This window comes from Methylobacterium haplocladii, from assembly GCF_007992175.1.
Classification (GTDB): domain Bacteria; phylum Pseudomonadota; class Alphaproteobacteria; order Rhizobiales; family Beijerinckiaceae; genus Methylobacterium; species Methylobacterium haplocladii.
Window position 1 is genome coordinate 1 of sequence record NZ_BJZT01000012.1, and the last position, 22644, is coordinate 22644.

19 protein-coding genes, 1 tRNA gene and 1 pseudogene are annotated in these 22644 nt (G+C 65.6%); 9 read left to right on the forward strand and 12 right to left on the reverse strand.

Features of this window, described 5'->3' with window-relative positions; translation table 11 throughout:
* Positions 1–228: pseudogene (locus MHA02_RS06520) on the forward strand (hypothetical protein); the annotation flags it as partial.
* Here the strand turns inward: MHA02_RS06520 and MHA02_RS06525 are convergent.
* The 4 genes from MHA02_RS06525 to bla form a co-directional block, all read right to left on the reverse strand.
* A complete protein-coding gene (locus MHA02_RS06525; RefSeq protein ID WP_147077762.1) occupies positions 221–1057 on the reverse strand; it encodes an aldo/keto reductase in 837 nt (278 codons plus the stop codon). The pseudogene MHA02_RS06520 and the gene MHA02_RS06525 overlap by 8 nt on opposite strands.
* 145 nt (positions 1058–1202) lie before the next feature.
* Positions 1203–4043 (reverse strand): PAS domain-containing protein, encoded by a 2841-nt coding sequence (locus MHA02_RS06530; protein ID WP_170249062.1) that lies wholly within the window; start codon positions 4041–4043, stop codon positions 1203–1205.
* Positions 4044–4158: 115 nt separating this feature from the next.
* On the reverse strand, positions 4159–4902 hold the full coding sequence (locus MHA02_RS06535; RefSeq protein ID WP_147077766.1) for a Crp/Fnr family transcriptional regulator: 744 nt from the start codon (positions 4900–4902) through the stop codon (positions 4159–4161).
* A 398-nt stretch (positions 4903–5300) separates the two neighbouring features.
* Positions 5301–6176 (reverse strand): class A beta-lactamase, encoded by an 876-nt coding sequence (gene bla, locus MHA02_RS06540; RefSeq protein WP_147077767.1) that lies wholly within the window; start codon positions 6174–6176, stop codon positions 5301–5303.
* 99 nt (positions 6177–6275) lie between these two features.
* Here bla and MHA02_RS06545 point away from each other — a divergent pair, with 99 nt between their 5' ends.
* The 6 genes from MHA02_RS06545 to MHA02_RS06570 all read left to right on the forward strand — a co-directional run bounded on the left by MHA02_RS06545 (position 6276) and on the right by MHA02_RS06570 (position 10587).
* Positions 6276–7805 (forward strand): class I adenylate-forming enzyme family protein, encoded by a 1530-nt coding sequence (locus MHA02_RS06545; RefSeq protein WP_147077769.1) that lies wholly within the window; start codon positions 6276–6278, stop codon positions 7803–7805.
* A 70-nt stretch (positions 7806–7875) separates the two neighbouring features.
* Positions 7876–8694, forward strand: a complete 819-nt coding sequence (locus tag MHA02_RS06550) for a glycosyltransferase family 2 protein (RefSeq protein WP_147077772.1) — start codon at positions 7876–7878, stop codon at positions 8692–8694.
* Between the two features lie 35 nt (positions 8695–8729).
* Positions 8730–8822: transfer RNA gene (locus MHA02_RS06555), tRNA-Ser, on the forward strand.
* A 70-nt stretch (positions 8823–8892) separates the two neighbouring features.
* Entirely contained in the window at positions 8893–9681 is a 789-nt protein-coding gene (locus MHA02_RS06560; protein ID WP_147077774.1) for a hypothetical protein, read from the forward strand.
* A gap of 165 nt (positions 9682–9846) precedes the next feature.
* Complete coding sequence (locus MHA02_RS06565; protein ID WP_147077776.1) at positions 9847–10062, forward strand: hypothetical protein; 216 nt, start codon at positions 9847–9849, stop codon at positions 10060–10062.
* A gap of 84 nt (positions 10063–10146) precedes the next feature.
* Entirely contained in the window at positions 10147–10587 is a 441-nt protein-coding gene (locus MHA02_RS06570; RefSeq protein ID WP_147077778.1) for a site-specific integrase, read from the forward strand.
* Between the two features lie 690 nt (positions 10588–11277).
* On the opposite strand, the gene MHA02_RS06575 is transcribed toward MHA02_RS06570, so the two are convergent.
* The 4 genes from MHA02_RS06575 to MHA02_RS06590 form a co-directional block, all read right to left on the reverse strand.
* Complete coding sequence (locus MHA02_RS06575; protein ID WP_147077780.1) at positions 11278–12069, reverse strand: glycosyltransferase family A protein; 792 nt, start codon at positions 12067–12069, stop codon at positions 11278–11280.
* Entirely contained in the window at positions 12066–13952 is a 1887-nt protein-coding gene (locus tag MHA02_RS06580) for a glycosyltransferase family 4 protein (RefSeq protein WP_147077782.1), read from the reverse strand. Before MHA02_RS06580 ends, MHA02_RS06575 begins: the two co-directional genes overlap by 4 nt.
* 977 nt (positions 13953–14929) lie before the next feature.
* Positions 14930–15265, reverse strand: a complete 336-nt coding sequence (locus MHA02_RS06585; RefSeq protein WP_147077784.1) for a hypothetical protein — start codon at positions 15263–15265, stop codon at positions 14930–14932.
* A 456-nt stretch (positions 15266–15721) separates the two neighbouring features.
* Positions 15722–18022 carry a MobA/MobL family protein gene (locus MHA02_RS06590; RefSeq protein WP_147077785.1) on the reverse strand — a complete coding sequence of 767 codons (2301 nt, stop codon included), beginning with the start codon at positions 18020–18022 and terminating at the stop codon, positions 15722–15724.
* A gap of 152 nt (positions 18023–18174) precedes the next feature.
* Between MHA02_RS06590 and MHA02_RS06595 the strand changes: the two genes are divergently transcribed.
* The gene (locus MHA02_RS06595; protein ID WP_147077787.1) at positions 18175–18678 is read left to right on the forward strand and encodes a hypothetical protein; all 504 of its coding nucleotides are present in this window, start codon (positions 18175–18177) and stop codon (positions 18676–18678) included.
* 7 nt (positions 18679–18685) lie between these two features.
* Here the strand turns inward: MHA02_RS06595 and MHA02_RS06600 are convergent, their stop codons facing one another.
* The gene (locus tag MHA02_RS06600) at positions 18686–19702 is read right to left on the reverse strand and encodes a helix-turn-helix domain-containing protein (RefSeq protein WP_170249064.1); all 1017 of its coding nucleotides are present in this window, start codon (positions 19700–19702) and stop codon (positions 18686–18688) included.
* An 831-nt stretch (positions 19703–20533) separates the two neighbouring features.
* Here MHA02_RS06600 and MHA02_RS22955 point away from each other — a divergent pair.
* Positions 20534–20761 carry a DUF6894 family protein gene (locus tag MHA02_RS22955; protein ID WP_373318392.1) on the forward strand — a complete coding sequence of 76 codons (228 nt, stop codon included), beginning with the start codon at positions 20534–20536 and terminating at the stop codon, positions 20759–20761.
* A gap of 165 nt (positions 20762–20926) precedes the next feature.
* On the opposite strand, the gene MHA02_RS22960 is transcribed toward MHA02_RS22955, so the two are convergent.
* From MHA02_RS22960 to MHA02_RS22065, 3 genes are all read right to left on the reverse strand, one after another.
* The gene (locus MHA02_RS22960; protein WP_373866681.1) at positions 20927–21679 is read right to left on the reverse strand and encodes a DUF6894 family protein; all 753 of its coding nucleotides are present in this window, start codon (positions 21677–21679) and stop codon (positions 20927–20929) included.
* Between the two features lie 98 nt (positions 21680–21777).
* Entirely contained in the window at positions 21778–22035 is a 258-nt protein-coding gene (locus MHA02_RS06605) for a DUF6894 family protein (protein WP_147077790.1), read from the reverse strand.
* A gap of 279 nt (positions 22036–22314) precedes the next feature.
* Positions 22315–22644: hypothetical protein (locus tag MHA02_RS22065; protein ID WP_170249066.1), on the reverse strand; the 330-nt coding region annotated here is incomplete at its 5' end.

The following is a 22644-nucleotide window of genomic DNA, read 5'->3' on the forward strand; positions in this document are numbered from 1 at the left end:
GGCCCGCCGGTCCGGCGTCCCACCCGCACGGGGTTCGGCTCGCGCCTGATCGAGCGCAGCCTCGCCCGCGAATTGGAGGGCGAGGTCGCGTTGCACTACGAGCCCGGCGGCGTCGTCTGCACCATCGATGCGCCGGTGCCCGTCCCGGGCATGCTCGAACGCAGGGGCGGTACTGCGCTTCCGCGCCCCCCGGACATGCTGCCGCCGCCGGAATCCGGCGTCAGCTGAAGCTCGCCGGATCGGGGCCGATCCGTCCGCTGGACCGGTCGAGCCCGTCGATCGCCGCGCGATCCTCCGGCGTCAGCGAAAAGTCGAACACCGCGACATTCTCGGCGATCCGCGAGGGCGTTGCCGATTTCGGGATCGCGACGTGACCGTTCTCGATGTGCCAGCGCAGCACGATCTGAGCGGGGCCGCGCCCGTGACGCCGTGCAATCTCCGTCAGCACCGGATCGTTCAGGGCCTTGGCTTGGCCGAGCGGGCTCCACGCTTCGGTGACGATGCCCAGGCGGCCATGGACCTCGCGCAAAGCCCGCTGCTGGAAATGGGGGTGCAACTCGATCTGGTTGACCGCCGGGGTCACGCCGGTCTCCGCGATGGCGCGCTCCAGATGCTCGGCCGTGAAGTTCGACACGCCGATCGAGCGGGCCCGGCCCTCCTGCTTGAGACGCGCCAAGGCCCTCCAGGTGTCGACGTAGCTGTCCTTCTGCGGACAGGGCCAGTGGATCAGGTAGAGGTCGACCGTCTCCAGCCCGAGCCGCGCCAGGCTCTCGTCGAAGGCCGTCAGGGTGGTGTCGTAGCCCTGGCGGTCGTTCCAGAGCTTCGTCGTCACGAAGATGGTCTCGCGCGGGATCGCGGTTTCGCGCAGCGCCCGGCCGACACCCGCCTCGTTGCCGTAGATCGCGGCCGTGTCGATCGAGCGGTAGCCGGCCTCGAGCGCGGAACCGACGATCGCCGGAGTCTCGGCATCCGGCAATTGGTAGACGCCGAAGCCGAGCTGCGGAATGCCGTTGCCGTCGTTCAGTGCGATGCGCGTCACGCCGTTGGCGTCCGTCATTCTGGCTCTCCGGTGAGGGCGGCCGCCGTGATAGCGGGCGGCTGCGGGATGCGCTGAACCTGTGGCGCACCGGCAGGCCGTCGAGAGCCGTCCGGCCCGAAGACGTCAGCCGGAAGGGCCATTGGCCATCAGCCCTGCGGCAGCGTCAGGGCTGGGCGACCCGCTCGGTGAGCGGAAGCGCGATCGTGCAACTGAGCCCGCGCGGTGTGAAGGCGATGACGGTCTTCGCCTTGAGTTCGTCCGCGAGCGTGCGCTTGAGGAACGATAAGCCGAATCCTTCGCGCGTTGGCCCGGCTCGCTCCCGCAAGGCGCAGGCGGCTTCGGTCCAGGTGAACTGGAGACACCGATCGCCGGTCCCGTCTTCGATTTGCCAGGAGACCCGGATCCGGCCGCGCTCACCGGAGAGCGCGCCGTGTTCGACGGCGTTGATCGCGAGTTCGTGCAGCGCCAGCCCCAGAATGTCGGCGGCGCTGGGACGCAGGCGCAGCGACGGACCGGAGACGGACACGCGCTGGCCTTCCCGTGCCTGATGGGCCGTGAGTTCGTTCGCGACGAGTTCGGACAGCTCGACGCCGGCATTGGGATCGCGCAATGCCGGACCCTGGGCACGCGCGAGGGCGCCGAGCCGGCTGTCGAGCCTGAGCACGTATTCATCGAAGTCGTCACGGGTTTCGGCGGTGCGGCGCACGATGGTGCGCAACTGCGAAAGGGTCTGGCGGACCCTGTGCTGCAACTCGGTGAGCAGGGCGCGCTGGTGCTCGTGGAGCGTGCGCAAAGCGTCGATGTCGGTGGAGGTGCCGATCCACTCGACGTCGGCGGCATCGCCGACTTGTTCTGCGATGGCACGCTCCTGAAACCAGCGGTAGCGCCCTTCCTGCGCGCTCCAGATCCGGCATTCGACTTCGTAGGCGCCGCGCTCCCTGGCCCTCGACCAGGCTTCGAGGATCACCGGGCGGTCGTCCGGATGCATGGCGTCGAGCCAGCCGCGGTCGATGCTGTCCTCACGACGGTGACCCGTATACGCGAACCATTGCGGGCTATGCCATGTGGCGTGACCGTCCCAGGCCGAGCGCCAGACGAGCTGCGGCACGTTCTCGATCAGCCGGCGCTGCCGCTCCTCGCTGGCGGCGACCGCGTCGCGCGCGCGCTTCGCGCCGATCACGTCGGCGATCTGGGATCCGTAGAGATCGACCAGCCGCCATTCCCGTTCCGTCATCCGTTGCGGCCGGCAGACGCCCGTGGACAGGAGGCCGACCGGCGCGCCGGTCCGATCGAACAGCGGTGTCATCTGGAAGGCGTGGACGTCGTATTTGGACGAGGACTCGCGTAGGGTTTCGGACAGGTTGGCGGGCATGTCGTCGACAATGACCCGCTGCCCTGTCGACAAGGGACGATGGAAGATCAGGGTCTCGTCGCTCGCCGAGACGGTGGCGAACTGTTTGAGGTAGCTGCCGGCGCAGCCGCGATGCGTAATGACCGTCAGCGTATCATCATCCGGATCGAGGATTCGGACCGTACCGAAATCGGCCTTCAGCAGGACCATGACGGCGTCCAGCATCTCCTCGATCAGCGTCGACCACTCGGACGGCCTTGCGACGCGCACGGCCCAATCGTGCAGACGCGTCAGGACCGCCAGTTCCTCGCCGACCTCGCGTTGGGCCTGTTCTGTTGCGAGTTCAGCGCTCTTGCGCCGGGTGACGTCCCAGACCAGCCCCGTGAGAATGGTCTTTCCCGTCAGCGGATCGATCTCCGGGCGAGCGCGCTCCTCGAGCCACGCCGTTTCGCCGTCGCATTGCCGGATGATGCGGAACTCGCTCTCGTAGCTGCGTAGTGCGGCACCCGCTTCCATGACGGTCGCCATGTGACGCTTCAGGTCGTCCGGGTGAACGCAGGCCATGCCGTCGACGATGGACGTGATCGCCTCGCCCGGGCGCAGGCCGTACAATGCCCCTGCCCCACCCGACAGTCTCGCCCGATCGGCCGCGGGATCCCAGTCCCAAGCCACCATCCTGGCGGCCTCCAGCGCCGCATCGAGGCGCCTGCCGCTCTCCCGAAGGGAATCCTCCGCCCGCGCGCGCTTCACGGCCTCCCAGGTCTGCTCGGCGGCGGCCGCGGCGATGCTGAGCTCCTCCTCCGTCCAGGAATGGGCCCGTCCCATCCCGACGCTCAGCGCGTTGACCCAGCGCCCCTGGCGGATCAGCGGCACGACCAGGAAGGCTTCGATCCCGAAGCTCTCGTAGAGGGCGCTACCGGCGGTCAGCGGGTCCCGCCCGACCTCGCTCACGGCGGTCGTCTCGCCCAACCTGAGGCGATCGGCGAAAGCCGCGCCGAAGGCGTCCAGGGAGAAGCTGCGGACTTGGTGCGGACGCTCGTCGGAGGTCCAGCCCTGGCCGATACGCGCGAGCCCATCCTCCGCGTCGATCTCGGCATAGCCGACCCGATCGGCGCCGAAATGGCGGCCAAGTTCGGTGCAGGCGGCCGTGGCCATGGCGCCGGCATCGCTCAGTCCGCGTAGCGCATCGGCGATCCGATAGAGAAGTGCCTGCCTGCGTTCGGACCTGACGCGCGCCGTCGTCTCCAGGATGGTCGCCCGGACGCCGCCGATCCGGCCGGTCTCGTCGCGGATCGGCGCGTAGGAAAAGGTCCACCAGGACAGGTCCGGCAGGCCCGGCCGCGGTACGTCGAGCGGCAGATCCTCGAAATAACTCGACGTCCCCGTGAAGGCACTTTCGTAGACGTGGCCGATGGCGCCCCAGATATCCGCCCACGCCTTGTCGAAGGGAAGCCCGAGTGGGTTCGGGCGGTCGCCGATGATCGGGATGAAGGCGTCGTTATAGAGGCCGATGTGCTCCGGTCCCCAGGTTATGAAGCTCGCGAAGCGGGACTCGAGGATGTCCGTGGTGGCGAAGGTCAGGGCGGCAGGCCAGTGGGCGATCGGACCGAGCGGCGTCGCGGTCCAATCGTGCCTCCGGATTCCATCGGCCATCGCTCCACTGCAGAAGGGCCAGGAGTCCGATTCGCTATCGTCGACGCGGGGCGCGAGCATGATTCCCCTCGGGGACGCCGGGGCCAACTCCAACATCGACGTCCTGCCTCGATACCTAATCCTCGTTGGCGTCCAGATGTCGGCCAACGTGATCGAGATGAAGATAGTTCGGATTGAACAGCGACGCAGCCTTTAGTGCAGCGAGATCGGGAATCGTCAACTGGCGCCCGCGCAGGGTGACGAGGCCGTTCGCCCGCAATTCTTGGAGCACCCGGTTCACGTGGACGTTCGACAGTCCGAGGGCATCGGCGAGATCGACCTGCGTCACGGGCAACTCGCAGGAGGTGCCGTCGGTGAGGTCTACGGCTCGCATTCGGAGGAACAGTTCGCAGAACAGGTGACCGAGCCGCTCCGTCGCCGTGCGCTGGCCGATATTGACCGTCCATTCCCGCTGCACGGCGGTGGCGACCAGCATCTCCCACCACAGCGCCTGGGTGACGCGCGGACGCTCCTCCGTGATCGCCGTGAGCGTATCGCGGCCGATCTCGGCGAGGGTGACCGCGCTGAGCGTGCCGATGGAGTGGTCCATCTCCCGCATGACGAAGACGTGAGTATCGCAGAGGTCGCCGGGCAGGAAGAACGCGATGATCTGCCGGCGGCCATCCTCGAGTTGCTTGTAGCGGCAGGCCCAACCCGACAGGATCAGGTTCACCTGATCCGGGCTCTCGCCCTCGCGGATGATATCCTCGCGGGCTCCGATCTTGCGGACGTTCAGCCTTGCGGCTTCGTTGAGCGCTTGGCGATCCTCGGACGACAGACGCGCGAAGCGCTGAAGTTTCCGGACAAGGGGGTTATCCATTCTGACGGCCGTCCGTTCATCCGTGGGCCTCATAGCGTCGCCCGGCGGCCCGCGATTTAACCCCTGATAAGAACGACGTGGCAAATCGATCGGTTGCCCCGTTTACTCGTACTCAAGGTTGCTCGATGAGACGGCTCGTTATCGCCGCCGGGACTTTCCTTCGATCGCGCCGAGATCCGCCGGAAACTCCAGAGCGCCCCAGGTCCTTGTGATCGCATGATATTTTCGGAAAACGGGATCCTGTCTTTCCCGGATCGAGCGGTACGCGGACACGCGTCGACACACCAACGTTTCGTTCGGTCAACTTCTTGTGCAGTTGCAAGTTTGCGTTGGAAAGCCAGCGAGACGTCGTCCCGAAACCTGTCTAGCTGACCCGCTCAGCGAGCCGAAGTTTGCTCTCAAGTCAGCGTGCGAACGATCGTGCGCGCGGTGTCGGCGATCGCTGCGTTGCGCTGCTCGGCCGAACCCGTCGATTCCGTGAGATAGACGGCCGCGAGGATCGGCGCGCCGCCCGGCGGCAGGAGGATGCCGACATCGTTCGCCGTCCCGCGGTCGCCGGTGCCGGTCTTGTCGCCGACGCGCCAGTCCCGGGGCATCCCGGCCCGCAGCCTGGTCCCACCGGTTTGGTTCGCCAGGAGCCAGGCCGTCAGTTGCCCGCGCGAGCCTGCCGACAGGGCGTCGCCGACGACGAGCCTCTCGAGATCCGACACCATGGCCCTCGGGCTCGTGGTATCGCGCGGATCGTCGGGGAGGGCCTCGTTGAGGTCCGGCTCGATCCGGTCGAGGCGGGTCACCGCATCGTCGCCGGCGCGGAGAAACGCCGTCAGGCCGGCCGGACCGCCGATCTGCGCCAGCATCAGGTTGCCGGCGGTGTTGTCGCTCAGGGTGATGGCCGCCTCGCAGATGTCGGCCAACGGCATTGCGCCCTCCGCGGCCCGGATTTTCGTAGTCGGCGAATAATCCACCAGGTCGGCTGTCGTATACGGGACCCGCCGATCCAGCTGCTCGCGGCGCTTGTCGACCTGCGCGAGAATCGCGGCCGCCGCGAGCAGCTTGAAGGTGCTGCAGAGCGGGAAGCGCGCCTCGGCCCGGTACGACAGGCGGCGTCCCGAGCCCGTGTCGAGCGTCGCGACGCCGAGGCGGCCGCCGACCGCGGCCTCGATCCGCGCGAAGGCCTCTTCGGCCGAGGACGTCGTCGCGAAGGCCGGCCCCGGAATGCTGCCGGACAGGGCAAGCGCCGGCCCGGCAGCGACGAAACTGCGTCTGGTGATCATGCCGACCAGCATCGGAGCCAACCGTGACGACAGCTTGACGCTCGCCGCGACGCGCCTGACACCATCCTCACCCGCCCGAGCCACCGGAGCCTCCACCCCGTGTCCGCCGCCGAAGACCGCACGCCGCCCCGGCGCTTCAACGCCGCCCGCTACTGCCTCGCGGAGAACGCCCGATTGCGCCCGGACAAGATCGCCCTGGTCATGGTCGGGGAGGGCGACGCCGTCACCCGGCTCACCTACGCCGAGGCCGACCGTGCCATCCGAGCGATCGCCGGGGGGCTGTCCCGGCTCGGCCTGGAATCCGGCGCGCGAGTGATGATCCGCATGGGCAACGAGGCCGATTACGTCCTCGTCTATTTCGGGGCACTCGCCGCGGGGCTCGTGGCGCTGCCGTCCTCGTCCCAGCTGACACCCTCCGAGGCGGCCTTCCTGATGGAGGATTCCGCCGCCTCCGTCGTCGTGGTCGGGCGCGACACCGTCCTCGACCGCGCCGGCGATCGCATCGTCCTCGAAGCCGGAGACATCGCGGCGATGAAGGCGGGGGACCCGGTCGCCGACTACGCCGACACCGCGGCCGACGATCCCGCGACGCTGGTCTACACCTCCGGCACCTCCGGCTCGCCCAAGGGCGTGCTCCACGCCCACCGCGCGATCTGGGGCCGGCGGCCGATGCACGCGCACTGGCTCGGCCTGACCGAGGACGACGTGATGCTGCATGCCGGCGCCATGAACTGGACCTACACGCTGGGCGTCGGCATCACCGACCCCTGGGCCTGCGGCGCCACCGCGGTGATCTACAACGGGCCGCGCGAGCGCGGGATCTGGGCCGCCCTGATCGCGGCGCACGGCGCCACGCTGTTTGCCGCCGTCCCCAGCGTCTACCGCCAGATCCTCAAATACGCGGACCTCGCCCGGCACGATCTTTCGAGCCTGCGGCACGGCGTCACCGCGGGGGAGGCTCTGCCGCCAGATCTTCTGGAGGCTTGGACGGCAACCACCAAAAAGCCGCTCTACGAAGCGCTCGGGATGAGCGAGATCTCGACCTACGTGTCGAGCGGTCCGACCATTCCCGTGCGTGCCGGCTCGCCGGGCCGGCCGCAGCCCGGCCGCCGCATCGCGATCTTGGCCGTCGAGGGCGATCCGGAAGCCTTGCCGCAGGGCGAGACCGGGCTGTTGGCGATCCACCGTTCCGAGCCCGGCCTGATGCTCGGCTACTGGAACCGGCCGGACGAGGAGGCGGCGGTGCTGCGCGGCGAGTGGTTCACCGGCGGCGACCTCGCGAGTCTCGACGACGACGGCTACCTCTGGTTCCATGGCCGCAACGACGACCTGATGAACGCCATGGGTTACCGTGTCTCGCCGAACGAGGTCGAAGCGGTACTGGCCGGGCATCCCGCCATCGCCGATGTCGGCGTCACTGAACTCGCCGTGCGCGCCGACGTCAGGGTGATCGCGGCGTTCGTCGTGCGGCAACCCGGCGTCGAGCCCGACGCGGGGGCGCTCATCGCCTGGTGCGCCGAGCGGCTCGCCGCCTACAAATGCCCGCGCGAGATCCGTTTCCTCGACGCGCTGCCCCGCACCGCCAACGGCAAGGTCCAGCGCAAGCGGCTTGCCGAGACGCAATCCTGAGGGGCCGGGCCGTGCTTGTTCGCCGGACATTCGGCGGATAGAGCCAGCGGCGCAGCAGCTTGATCAAGACATGTCCGCGCTTCCGCTCTCCGTCTTCATCATCGCCCGGAACGAGGCCGACCGCATCGGCGCGACGATCCGTGCGGTGCGGGACCTGACCGACGACCTCGTCGTGGTCGATTCCGGCTCGACCGACGGCACACAGGAACTTGCCGCGTCGCTCGGTGCGCGGGTGATCCACAACGCCTGGCCCGGCTACGGCCCGCAGAAGCGTTTTGCGGAAGAGCAATCCCGCCACGTCTGGCTGCTCAACCTCGACGCCGACGAGGTCGTGCCACCGGACCTCGTCGAGCGCATCCGCGCGGTTTTCGCCGGCGGCGAGCCGGCCCACCCGGCCTGGCGCATCGGCATCGCCGAGATCTTTCCGGGTGAGTCCCGTCCGCATCCCTGGGCGTATACGCTCACCCCCGTGCGGCTCTATCGCAAGGATCGCGGCCGCTACTCGCCCTCCACGGTGCACGACCGTGTGGAGATGCAGCCCGGCGCCTCCGAGGGCCGGCTCGCGGGCGTGATCCACCATTTCTCGGTGCGCTCGCTGGGCGACCAGTTGGACAAGCTCAACCGCTATTCCGACCAGCAGGCCGACGACCTCGCAGCGCGCGGCGTGGAGATCCCCGCCTGGCGTGTCTTCGTCGAATTGCCGGGCAACTTCCTCAAGGCCTATTTCGGCCGCCGTCACTGCGTGCGCGGGGTCTACGGTTTCCTGACCGCGATGAACTACGCGATCTCCCGGCACCTCCGCGTCGCCAAGCACTACGAGCGCCGCATCGCCACGCCCCAGGCGGCCGTATTGCAGCGCCCCGATCCCAACCGCAGCGAAGCGGGTTGACCGACGCAGGGCGAACTTCTAGAGCCGACCACAACGGAGACGTGGCCGAGAGGCTGAAGGCACTCGTTTGCTAAATGAGCATACCCCTAATAAGGGTATCGAGGGTTCGAATCCCTCCGTCTCCGCCACTTTCCCAGCCAGCGTTTCCGCTCTGCTGACCCGACCCGACGATCCCGGCCTGTACACGGGATTGTACACGTGCGCTCGCGCCATCTCACCCGCAACGGCACCGCCTGCGTCTTCCAGATCCGGGTTCCCAAGAGCCTTGATCCGTGCTTCCAACTCGCCCCGATTCGCATCACACTCGGGCCGGTGCCGAATGCGCGGGCACGTCGGGCCGCCGACGTCCTCGCGGGTCTGGCGAGGCTCGAATTCGAACGCCTGGGAGCACAGCCCATGCCCCCCGATCCCGCCCTTGCGCGCCGGTCCGTGGAACGACGCCTCGCCCTTACAGTGCCGACCTTGCTCGGCCTGAACGCACTCGGCGACAGCCGGCTGTCGGACGATGTCCGCGAGCCGGCCACTGGGGCGGCTTTCGACGCCCTTGCCCAGATCGGTCTCGATCGCGCCGCGGGGCGTGGCGTGTTCGCGAACCGATCGATCCGCTTCGAGGCGCCGTTCCTTGCCGCCCTCGGTGAGGAAAACCCGGCACGCGCTCTCATCGGCAAGCCGCCGCAGGCGGCAAAGGCCCTCGATCCGATCCAGAGCCAACTCGATCCGATCCAGAGCCAACTCGACGCGATCCAGGCTCAGCAAGCGGAACTGCTCGCCCGCATCGCGCGCCAGGCGCCCGGCCCGACGGGCATGCCGTTCAGCGTTGCGGCGGACAAGACTATCGCCGCCAAGCGCGAAACCCACGGCCCCAACGATCCCGAGGTCGGTGCGCTCGAACACCGCAAGATGGTGTTCATCGGATTGATCGGTGACCGGCCGGTCGATGCCTACAGCCGGGAGGATCTGCAGAGTTTCGTCAACGCCCTGGCGTGACTGCCGCCCAACACTTCCAAGCAAGACGGCTACGATCCGCTGGAGATCAAGGCGCTGGTCGCGGCCAATCGTGAACGACAAGCCCCAGGCCTCGCTCAGAATTCGATCAAGAGCTACCTGAACCGGATCAAGGGCATTCTGCGCCAGGCCTGCACGGACGCGCGCGTGCCCATCGGTTTCGCCGGCCGGATCGTCAACCCGAAGCGGGCTGCCCCGCCAAAGCGCCGTACCGCACCCGCTCACGATGAACTCGGACCGGTGGTGGCCAGGGGTATCGCCTCCGGCATCCTGTCGGACGCGCTCCTCGTCCCCCTCGGCCTGCTGACCGGCCGTCGGATCGGTCTTCTCGCCCATATGCGGCGCGAGAACATCAAGCGCTAAAATGGCGCCTGGGTCTGCTTCCCCCAATCGCATGAGTGGCGGAACGGGGCTTGGTGCCCAATTCCGTCCAAGACCGACGAGTCGTTGTCGTTCTTCGTCCTGCACGACATCTTCGCCGAGTGCGGCTTCCTGAGTTGGGCGCAGCGTGGATCTGGTCCCGTCTTCCCAGCCCTGATGGCCGCGAAGGATCCGGCGGATGCAGCGCAGAAGCGGATGCGTCGCCTGTACAGGTCCGCGGACGTCGATCCGCAACGGTCCGGCACGTTCCACGCCCTGCGCACCGGCAAGATCCGCAACGACCGGGAGTTGCGCCTCGATCCTCGTGCCGTCCGCCTGCAAGTCGGACACGAACTCGGCGATACGCACGAGCGCGATGACGGTCAGCTCACCGATGCCGAACTCGTTGCCTATGCCACGGCACCGCTGCCGCCGGGCGTCGATTGGACCCTGCTCAAGACGATCGATTTCGAAGCCTCAGCCCGTGTTCGACCGAAAGGCGGACGCCGCAAGAGAGCGGCGGCGTGAAGGAACCGGGCGGCACGCGCGGGGCCGTGCGACGACCGACACAGGCTCGGCGGGCCGATAGTCTACGCGCCGGAAGACGCTGCGCGTGAGCTCAGAACGCTTCGGCATGCCGCCGACCCATGACTGCGCCCGCATTCGCCAGGTGAGGCCGCTTGGGCGAGGGCGCAGTTCTTCCGGGTCGGACCAGGCCGCAAGCTGCCGCGGCCGACGCTCTGAGACCAGGGGCATCGGCGGCCAGCATGTTTCGCACAAGCCCACCGGGTCGTTATCGCCGTGACGCCCTCCGGCGACGGGCGTCTGTCTGATTCGCACCTGACCCTGGGAACGTCTCCCCCGCATCAGGCAAGCTTCGCCTTCGTGCTCACAGCGCGCGTCGCCAGCAGCGTAGACAGGAACTGCCGCCTGGCATCCCAGACCGACCCACGGCTGTCCGAGTGGAATGGCCGTTCCGAATGCCGGCTGAAACAACTGCTCTCCACACGGTGCACGTGGCGCGCGAACCGTGGCTGATCCCCGTCCGGCCGTTCGAGGGCGAACGCTCATATGCCCTGCTCCAGGCCACAGGGCCAACCGGACAATCTCTCTTCGCCTGATCGTCTCAGCGTTACCTGCCAAGATAGCTGAGACGAAGCGTAGCGCCCGCGGTGGTGGTGCACTGAGAGCCTGCGACTGCCGGACGATCTCACCGTATCAGCCGCGGTTGGCTGTCGGCACGGACAGATGTCGGCCCAGCGGCCTTTCCAAGAACGCCGGATCGAACAGATGCTCGCTGGAGAAGCCCGCCAGCCGCGGGATCACATGAGCTTCATTCGATGCAGCCATCAGGCTATATCTGTGTTTTCTTCGAATAAAATGTATCGTATCTGGAGCGACGATATGTGTTATCCCGCGTGCGGCAGTTGAAATGTTCCATGTCCAGTCTTCATAGCCAAAGCCGCTACTTATATCATTTCGCGTATAGGGAATTTCGCGAAAGATGTCTATCGGAGCGAGCACCGACGATGTCCATAGATTTTCCACAAGCAGACGAGACATCATGACGTCGTCGTGGCGCATGTCGGGATGAAGCCAGAAGTAATTCTTGTAGCGCCGTCCAAAAAACAGATTCATCTGAGGATGAACGATGCTCAGGCTTAAGTATGAGCGACACTCGGCCAAAGCGCGGACCAGCCAATTTCGACAACACAGATCATCGCCATCCAAGAACGCTACGAAGTGGCCTGCCGCGACAGCCACGGCGTGGTTGCGGGCATCCCCGAGATCACCGCAGTCCGTAAACGCCAGCCGTGCCCCGTGGTTGGTTCGCTCCGCGGCCTCCCGTGTCGGCGCATCGCAGCTGTCCAGCATCAAGACGAGTTCGCAGGTCAAGCCGGCGCCGCGCGCCGTCTCGATGGCTGACCGTGCACTCTCGATCGACGGCAGGCAAAGCTCACCCTCACGGTGAAGGTTGACGATCAACGATACATCGACGGATGGCGTCATCGGCGCCGCGCCGGACGTGAGCAATCTGCGAACATGGACCGGACAGTTTCCGTAAATGTCTGGGGATCATGGCGTTCGTCGATGAGATCACGGAGGCCACGCGTGCGCCGATGCGCCGTGTCAGTCTGCTCCAGGGCTGCCCGCAACTGGCTCACGTAAGCGTCTGGCTCCCAATGGTCAGCCACGAGCCAGCCGGTGTCCTGATGGATCAGCTCCGGGATCCCGCCGATCTCCGGCGCGACAATGGGCAAGCCGACGCTGGCCGCCTCAAGCAAGACGTTCGGAAGGCCGTCCCATGCGGATGTGTAGAGAAATGCCGAACACCGGCGATACGGCAAGGCCGCGAAATCGGTGAAGCGTCCGAGGAACTTGACATTCGGCGGCGGCGGACCCGGCAGCCGTTCGATGTCTTGCGCTTCCCCGCCGGCGAACAGGAACTGGATGCCCGGCATGCGGGACGCAATCGACAGGGCCAGGCCGACGCGCTTCTGACGCGAGAAGCGGCCTGCCCAGAGGACGCTCGGCCGACCGGACCCGATCACCTGTGACCGAGGCTGCGCCGCTGCGGCCGCGTCGCGAGCCGGCTGGTAAAGCACCTTAATGCGCGAGAAATCGTCGTCGGACAGCCTGAAATCACCCTTCAATTCGAAGGCGAAGCTTGTATTGTCCGTAATCAGCAGGTCCAGGTGCCTGAACGAATTTGCCAGTTCTGTCCAAGCATAGCCGGCGCGGCGCCCGTAGCTATCGTAGTCGTAGCAGAAGGCGCAGGCCATCAGCCGGGTCTTCGCACGCAGGGCCTCGCCATGCATTTCGATCATCGACCAACCAAGCTCGGAATTGATGACGCAGACGGCGCGCACGGCCAGGAGCTGAAGAAAGGTGGCCATTACGGAGGCCGCCTCGCGAATGTTGTCGATGCCGGCGACCTGTTTGGCCACGTTGACGACGACGAGATCGGAGTGCGGCAACCAAGCCTGCGCCGCGTCGGCCACGCCTCCCGTCGCCAGAACGACCACCTGTTCAATCGCAACATCGCGTTGGTGAGCCGAGACGAGATTGGCCAGCACCCGTTCCGCCCCCCCTGCGACAAAATCGTTCACAAGGTACAAGACCGTTTGCCGATTTGGACTCACGGCAGACAACAAAGCCGCCATGAGTTCCGCCTTGATAGACTTGTTCGACAATCTTACGACTTTAGGTAGAAAATTGATATCCGTGTAGGGAGGGACGATGTCAGGGTCGCGTGTTGCGGCAAATTCGATTTCGTCAACGACACCTCTCAAGGCTTTCGAGATTGCGCCGATGCTCCGACCTTCTGCCTTACCCCAACGAATATAATGATAAAATGGATGAAGATCTTTGATATCGGGATAGGATAACAGGTATTCGGTGCAATCGAATTCCGCAGAAGGATTGATGGTATGACTGAGGCGGAGATAGGCTGCGAGTGCTGTTTCACCGGTGCGGAGCTCCGAACCGATCTGCTTCAGAACGAACGCTTCGTCGAAATCCGCGTGCGGTCGGACTGATCCCGGCATGGCGGCCAGATAGGCCGCCAGCGGATCGTTCTCGTTCCGGGTCTGGGCCCGTACGAGATCTGCGTCGAAGAGCGGATGCGGGGCGCGACCTTCGGTATGCCCATGCGTGATGTAATGAAACAGCGCAGACATTCTTCCGGCAGCAACGTCAGGGTAACTTTCATGATAAAAATGAACGTCGAACAGTGGATTTGGTTCGATCCGTCGCGCATCACCGATGTATTCGTAGTGTTCGTAGGGGTTTAGTCCATCAAGACGTTCGCCAACATTTTCAGCCGCTTTGATGTAATAGTTTACATCAAATATTTGGCTACTTGCCAGCTTCTTAGCCCGCAGCTGAATCATGCGCCTCTGCGACGAGAGCAGACGTAGCGAACGTAGACCCGGCGCAATAAATCCCGTAAGAAGCCTGGAAAACCTTCGCCCCCGCTCGGATCCTAAACCATGTTTTTTTAAATACATGTAGCGAGCTTCAAGCCTGATCTTGAGCCAAATGACTGTCCTCGGCGATCGCGCGAATGGCTCAGGTCTGAACAGGCTGGTTGACTACGACGCAGCGTTCGGCCTGACTCTGATCCACGAGCCGAGTCTGCCGCGCACCGGACACAAAACCTGCTGCGCCGCGCTCACGAACCGGGCCCTGAACGGCGTGAAACGGGTGCATCGTCAAGCCTCGTAACCGTGCCACTCATCATGATCGCCGCGCGTGCTATACACGGTTTAGCCCTCGCACATAGCCGTGTCGGCTCCGGAGGGTCGCTGTAAAGCTCAGGTCGTCACCGGGTTCGACGATGCGCAGAGCGCCAGGTGCGGTGACAGCGGTGCTGACCCGGCTTCAACTGAGGCGAGCCGCTCGATGCGGCCGGCGACGGTGCGCGTAGACCGACCGGGATGTTCTCGACGTTGTCCGGAAGCGACGCAGCCATCTGTCGGCCTCCGGCACGCCTCGGCTTCGCGGATTAGCTAAGTGCCCCGACTATCGGCTGCGACCTCCCAAACGAGTCGCAGGATCGGCAGCGCTTGATCCCGTCGGCCGAGGCGGACCGGACGTGAGCCGGCGACCGACGGATCCCGGCGCGCTCCGCGCAAGGGGGCAGAGCAGAACCGCCTGCCGCAGACTGGCGTTGCCGCCCTCATCGGGACGCGAGCGCCACCGAACACCAGGCCTTGAGCGGACGGCCGGCCGGACCTTCATGCCTTCGACCACGCTCACCTGACGACGGATCGGGCGGTTCTCGGGTGATCAACCGGTTCGCATGCGGCGCTCGCATCGATTTTGCGCCGGGCCAAGCGCGATCGGGTTCGTTCCGGAACCGCAACCGTCAGCTGCGTGGCCGCTGCAGCCCCGCGGCCTTGAACACCCGGACGCGGCCTGTCCGAACCGGCGGCGCCTCGTCCGCACTTGAGGCGCGTGTGTCAGAATTGCCAAACGTCAGCGTGGTCACGGCTGGCGCGGGTGTCGGCTCGTGTCGACGATCGCGTGCCACCGCCTCCTCCAGCGCCGCTGCCGGAACCAATGTCCAGGCCTCGTCGCGGACGAACACCGAAGCGGCGCCCGTCCGCCGGCGCGCCACGGCGAGTTCCAAAGCCTCCGCGGCCGATCGCGTCTGGTTGAAAATTGTCAGACCCTGGCATTCTGCGACGATGGCGTAGGGCATGGCATCTCTCGGCGATGGCTGGCTCACATCTTAACAAAACGTTAACGCCCTGCAATCCTGCCGGCATGGCTTGTTGTGGCTAAGCTGAAGAACCTACCGCTGTTTTGCCGGGATGGTTAAGCCCGACGCGCTCCCTGGAGCTGCTGTTCGGGATGCGATTGGTTTCGGTCCCCACCGATCGTGCCGGTGTCGAGCCTTCTCTTACCGCCGTGCCTTCGCAAGGGATTGTTGCCCGTCTTGAGCCCTACGAGACGGGGAACCGGGCTCGACGACGCGGCCGTGTCGCCGCCGCCGATCCGAGGGAGGCGGCGGTGGAGTTCCGTTCATTTAGCTTGCGGCGGTCGCAGTCTCGCCGGGCGTCGCGGTCATGGCAGGAACCGGCGATTCGGTGTTGATCGGCCGGCGCATCGGGCCCGGGTCGGCGCAGGCCCGGGTGTCCATCTCGAACCAGTCCCGTCAGTCGTTGCCGTACTCGTCACGCTCCGAGGCTGCGCGATCCGCATCGAAGGCGTCCGGATCGGCCTCTTCGTCCACGTCCTCGGAGTTCTCCGGTGCGTCGCGGGGCTCTGTTTCCCCTTCCGGCTCCTGATCCGTCTCCGATCCGTCCGGCGGCCTGTCGAGGGCGATGTCGCTGTCGTCGTCGACATGTCCCGAACGTGGCCGATCGGGCACCGGCGGCGCGAGCGGAGCTGGCGCCGCGCCCGCACGATGCCGTCGTGCGGAGTCCCAGGCCGCGGCGACCTCGGGCGTCAGCCAAACCACGTCGTCTGGGCCGGCGCGGTGCAGCTGCAGACTTCGGGCGACCGTCTGCGGGTCATCGAGGACGAGCCTGGCATCGGTGACGCCAGTGCTGATCGCGCTGCGCAGGGTGAGAGCGCCGTCATAAACGAGGTCGGGCGAGGTCCCGTTCGCGAGCGTCACCGTCTCGCCGTCTTGGCCGCGCGCCGTGACCGTGCCGGAGGCCATGTCCGTATCGACGATGCTGAGATGCGTGCCGGCCCGCAACCCAGCGACAGGGCGTGGCGGAACCGCGCGATCCCAAGCCGAGACGACGAAAATCCGATCACCGGGTGACAGTGGCAGCCGGCCGATGGTGACCTGGCGTCCGGTATCGACCTCGCCCGTCGCAACGCGACTCGCGCGGATCCGCGCGGCGAGTTGGCGAACCAATGTGGCGCCCGTCGCGACGATCGGTCGCCCGGAACTGGCGGCTAGGGCCACGAGCGCCGCGAGCGCTGCCGAACCGAGGGGCGTGATCTGCCAGTGCGGGGCGATGGGCGAGCGCAGCGGTCCCGCCGCGTCGGGAAGGGCGGCGAGGAGCCCCCGTTCCTGCAGCTCGACCAAGAGAGTCGGCCGGGCCGACATGGGGTGTTCGGGGTCGGGCAGCAGGTACAGAGGTGCCCCGCTTGCCTCGGCAACGGCGAGCAGTGCGACAAGGTCTGGATCCGTCAGCGCGTCGGCGAATGGCACCAGAATAGGCCTGGCGATCGGGGCCGGCGGATGGTCCGGGCGCGTGAGCGCCTGCGCGGCGTACACGGCGTGGCCAGCCGCGCGGACGGGCTCCATACGGGCATAGGCCACCGTCGTCGGGGCCGCGATCGTCACCGCTTGGCCTGCGGCCTGGCGCTGGTCCGCGAGGCGCAGAACGGCAGCGGTGCAGGTTTCGCCATCGCACACGCCGGGAAAACGTGATGGGGGCAGCTCGTCCGGCCATGGCAGGTCGAACCAGGCCTCGCTCGTGTCGCGATCTTCGTCCGGCTCGTGGACGACCGGGCGGGTGGCCGCGGCAGCGGCGATCGCGCGGGCGGCGCGATGCGCCCAGTGCGCCGTCGTCCAGCATGGCACGCCGCCACTCGATCGCGCGAGCTGGAGGGAGGGATGGCTCAGGACGGCGCGCGCGAGAGAATCGCGCTGCTCGCGGTCCGAGAAGACCGAGCTCAGCAGGGCGGCGAGATCCGCGCGGCGGAAAGTCCAGTGATCACGCAGCAAGACAGTGATGACGGCACCGGGATCCCGCAGCCGATCGCGGCACGTTTGGCGCAGATCAGCCAGCGCCGCGCGTCGTTCGGCGGCAAAGCGGAAGCGACCCAACGGGCGCTCACCGGCGTCCCAGGGACTGGCTACCGCCATGGCAATGCCGCGCTCGCTGAAGAATCGCTCCTGAGCCCGACGCCATTCGCGTGGCCAGCCGATCGTGCGGTGATAGCCCGGGCGCGCGACCGGATCGAACAGGCGATTGCGACGCGGCAGCACACGATCGCCGCGCAACGGCCGGCCCGAGACCAGAACGTGCGCGTGGACGGCCACGGCGACGCCGTCCTCATCGACGGGCTGCAGCCGCGGTTCGGGCGCATGGATATCCCACTGCACCGCGAGACGTTCGGCGAGAAAGCGTGTGCAGAAGCTTCGAACCAGATCTGCCATTTCCTCCAGCGTCAGCTCGCCCAGGCGCGGCAATCCCAGCAGCAGCTCCAGCCCGGTGACGCCGCCACGTCCGTCGCCGTCAGCCTGCGCGCGCGTTCCGCGGGCATCGACCGCCCGCCACAGCGTCATCCAGTCGCGAAAGGCGGGCGCCGCGCCGTTGGGCAGCATCACCTCTCCGGCGACCCAATCGTCGGTTCGCGGCGTGTATCCGCGCCATTCGTCGCTCGGCTCCAGCGCCAGGCGCCTGCCATAGGCAGCGCGTAGAACCGCCGGCCGAGTGAAGCGGCGCAGTGCGATCGATCGTGCGAACGAAGTAGGAACAAGCGCCTCCAAAAATCGTGATACGAGCTCGAATCAAGAACCTTGGATTATTTCATAAGCTATTGATCCACAGAAGTTTTTCGAATTCCAGCTGTCTGCAGCCGTCGTCGATCGACCGGGGCGCCGGCTCGCGTCAGGATCCAGGCGTCACACGGGAGGCACGGATGTCAGACGAAGACGAGATCACCCGCACCATGCTGGTGCAGTCGCGCGAATTGGAGGCCGAGTTGAAACGGCTCCGGGTCCAGTTGATGCCGAATTTGCTGAAGCGGTTGTCGAACACCGCCGCGCATGTCGAGGCTTTCGACGGTCCCTCGCCGGATCGCATCGGGGGCACCCTGCTGCATGCGGCACGCTGCATCGACGCCGCGGGCGCGCGGTTGCGCGACGCGCTCGGTGCAAGCTTGCGCACGACCGACCCGGCGGAACCGGCGCCGCCAGAGGCGACGCCATTGCCGATCCTGCTGCAGCTCGACCATGATCCCGACCCGGCGGAGGTCGCAGCCCTCGGCCTCGAACCGGTCTTTGTGCACGGCCGCTGGCGGCCCTGTGCACTGTACAGCGGCACGGTGGCGCCAGAGCAGCTTGCTCCGCTGGTCCTCCGCTATGGCGGCGACTGCCGGGTGCTGCAGCGTCAAAAGCGAATGAAAGCCGGTCACGATGGCTGAGCTCCGGTCAGCGCAGCCGCCAATCGGGCTTCGCCCAACGAGACAGGTCGGCCTCACCGGCAACGACGATGGGGTGGACGGCGATGAGCCGATCGATCGGCAGGCACGATGAGACCAGATCGTCACCGATTGCGACGATCGCATGGGCGCGTCGCAGGCTGAGGAGACGGCCGATATGCCCAAGGCGGCCAATGCCGGCTCGCCCGGATGGATCGCCCGTCACCGCCACGACCCAGTCGCCGGCCTGCACCAATAAACCGGGCGCTGCCACGACGATCTCATGCGCTCGATAGCGTGGCTCGAGGCCGGTTCCCGCGGTGATCGCGTAGGCGCCGCGACACCCTGTCAACGGCAGTGGTCTCGCCAGCGAACCGACTGTCTCGTCGAGCGCCACTCGGCCGTTCGCACCGGGACCAAATCGCGGAATCGCGTCGCGCAGGACTGGGGTCTGCCCCGCCGCCATGTCGCGCGTCGTTCCGAGGAAGGGCTTCGCCAAAGCCGCCTGAATCAGCGGCTCAAGGGCGTCCCCGGCCTGCAGCGCCAGCGCCTCGCGGGCATCGTCCTCATAGTCCAGGAGCGCGTCCGGGCTGAGCCTCGGACGCGGTGCGATCACAGCGCGATTGCCGGACCGAGGCGACGGTGGCTGCGGCGGGATCGCGGGATCGGTCACCGCCCCTTCGAGCCAAGCCGGGGTGGTTTTCAGAACATGCGCGAGCCGCGTGAGACTCGCGTCTCCACGCAGGCTTTCCTGCTGACCGGTCAGAAGCCGCGACAGGGTTTGCGGCGGTATCCCGGACCGCTCCGCGAGCGTCGCCGCGATCAGCCCAAGCGCCTTGGCCCGCGCCGCGATCCGTCGTGCGAGAGGCGAGAGGGGCGTATCGGGACTGGCGCGCGGACGCGGCATAACGCAATCTCCTCCGTGAAACACGCACCGTGGGCATGGCAAGGGGCCGGCATTGGAAACGCCCGCGGGCCACACCCGTCGCGACGCCGCTGCCGCCTGGCTCCCTTGCGCGACGCTCATTATGAAGCCGCTGCGGACCCTGTCGCAACGGTCAAGCGGATGTCGATCGCGGAACGACAAGACACACGATCGCCCTGTGTCGGCCTTGCCACGGCAGACCTGCATCCACTCCGCCGCGATGGGGATGTCGCGACAGGTCTGCGGTTACGGGGTGGCAGGGCGCGGCCGACTGCCGTCGACGGTGCCGGAACGATGGTCTCCCGCTGTCGGGACACTTGTTGGACGAGCGGCTCGACCGACGGCGCTGCGGTCAGCGCGCCGGGAGCCAGCACGCCTTGACCTAGGGCAAAGCTGACGCGCTCGCTCGCGGTCGTAATTTGGGGCGAGCGCAGCCATCGATGCCTTCCGCTTTCCAAACGCTGTCGCTTTGCCTCGGCAGCAGTGGCCTCCCAGAGCAACCCTCGCCCCGCAGTTCACCGATCTGCGAGACGCTTTTGTCTATTCCGGCCTGCTGGGTCTGCGAGGGTCGCAGTCCATGGCTCTCGCCAGATCCTTGCCAAGCTCGATCAGTAGCATGTCCAGCAGGGTTCGCACCTTGAGGCCGCTTTGACCGCCGATGAGCGCACGAGCCCGCTCGCAGCCATTGATAGCCTGCTGCAGTGACCGAGCGGCTTCGTTCACATGCCCACTCCAAAAATTGACTAGTAGATTTTTACTAGGTCTCGGCCGGGATGGAACGAGACAAATCGACCGTCTATGACCAATGAGACGACCGGCATATAGCCAAGCTAAATTTGTTGAGCTTGATTTTGAAACGATTATCAGTACTTTGCGTTCAATTACTTAGTCGGCTTCAATGCCCACGGAACACGAGTTAGACGAGCGATTGGTATGAGGTATTTTTTTGATGTTCAGGAGCGCTTTTTCACGCGAGACACGGTAGGGTTGTTCTTTCAATCGGTTGATCACGTCAAGCGGGAAGCCTTCCAACGGGCTTCTGAGTTTGCCTCGCATATCGATAACCTCGATAGCGTCGGAGCGATTGTCATAACGGTCCGTGATAACGCAAACGCAATCGTGATGACCGTGCGCCTCGTGTGCGGCATCGAGGTGACGTAGGCGTCAGTTCGCAGCGTTGTAAGTTCGCGAAATCTATCGCCCTCGCCGTCAGCCTCAATGCCTTTTGGCGAGCCCTTTGTGCAAAACCGCGAACAATCATGCCGCAAATTCAATTGCAGACACTGCCTACGGATCGAGAGGTAGTGGATCAGTTTGATAATAATCTCAGCAGCTTACCAACGATAGCGCAGGCCGCCCGTCCCGTACTGGACGCCGCCACCCGCGCCGCCGACGAACGCAAAGTGGCCACCCGAGCGGTGATGAAGCCTCAGAACAAGATCCAGATGGGGCTGGCTGGGAAGGCCTAGCGTGATCTCTGGCGAGAAGGAGTAACGTACGTTCTGATCTTTGACGCCTGTTCGCACCCGGGGGGCGAAGGCATCGATGGCTCAGGTATGAGCCTGCTCGCGCACCTCTATGCCAGACGGTCTGGATCATTAGCCCCGAGTTGTCGCGGACCGTCACCACAGCGGGCGGCTCACCGTCGATTGGGGGTGAGAAGGCGGCTGCATCAAGCGCCACACCGATGGCTGATCTCCTGGTCGCCTCGGCGTCCTCTAACATGACGCCTTCGCTGCCGATATCACTGCAGCCGTTAGCTTTGTCGAAGAAGTAGCGCGGCATTCGCCCGATCCCTTGCCCTCGACCGCCGATTCTCGGTAAGGTTGCAGATTGGCGCAACGAGGTGGCAAAACTTACGACGATGTCTGAGGGCATAGCCGCCCGCTCGCGGCGGCACGGAACGATCAAGAGCGACGGGGGCTTTGGGTGTGGTCGACACGATTGTGTCGGCCCTCCGCGCCCATTGAGCCTCGACCCCCTCAAGGCTCCGGTGGGCGCGGAGTGCCTTCCCCCACGAGATCGTTGTCGTTGGCCCACTGCTGTTTCTGATCTGCCATTATACCGTCTTTGCCCCATTTAACCCAGCGCTTTACTCTTTCTTCAGACTGCCGGCGGGCTACCCACGCTGGCGGCTTCAAACGCTTTGGACTTACCGGCACTGCTCGACCTCCCGATTAGATTCCAGCCAATACCGCAACCGTGCAGACAAGGCTCACAGTCAGGATCGTGAGGCCGTCTGCGTTTCGTGCGGTGACAACAATGGCGCCCGGCTCCTCCAGGCAACTCACATCCGAAGCAAAATCGGCAGCTTTTTGCAGCGCTTCGTTTCGGACTTGCGTCATGTTTGATAAATAGCTGCCGACGGTATCGACGGCACGAGTTGTTGCGCTGATATCAAAATAGTATTTTACCAACTGTAGATCTAAGCTCATGTGGTTTCTGACTGCCAAATGCAGCCTTGCACGCGTCGAACGCAAAATGAACCTACTTCACAGGCTTGTGATCGCTCTCAATTATTTGTCGGGTTCCCGACAAAGCTGATCTGCATGACGCCATAGCGATGTTTTCATGGGAGCTTGAGCCGGCGCGCTTGAGGCTCGCGATGGCGCGAAGCTGTGGGTTCACTGCTCGCCTTTGTACAGCAGAAGGCCCAGCCACCATCACGCCGGCCGGACCTCTGTTCTAGGGTCTTCGCATTGGGAAGGGATGGATCAGTCGGGCGGATTGCAGCCCACCATCTCAAAATCGGTGAAGACGTCAGGCTTCCGCAGGCGGCGCACCTTCCGCTGGAACCACGTGCATCCGACGCTAACTGACTCGACGAGATAGGCCGGGCCGCATTCCATGTCGGACGGGATTGGGTACTCCGTCGTCTTGGGCATACCGTCCAGATTCATTGGCGGGTGCTCGCAGTCGACGTCGGGGAAGAGGACCGCGCGTCGCCAGCCAACCTTGCCCTGCGCTCGATACTCGTAGTGCAGCCCGCAGTCGTCGCGGTGCTTGATCGTCCGACGGCTGGAAATGGTCAGCCACCAGCTAGA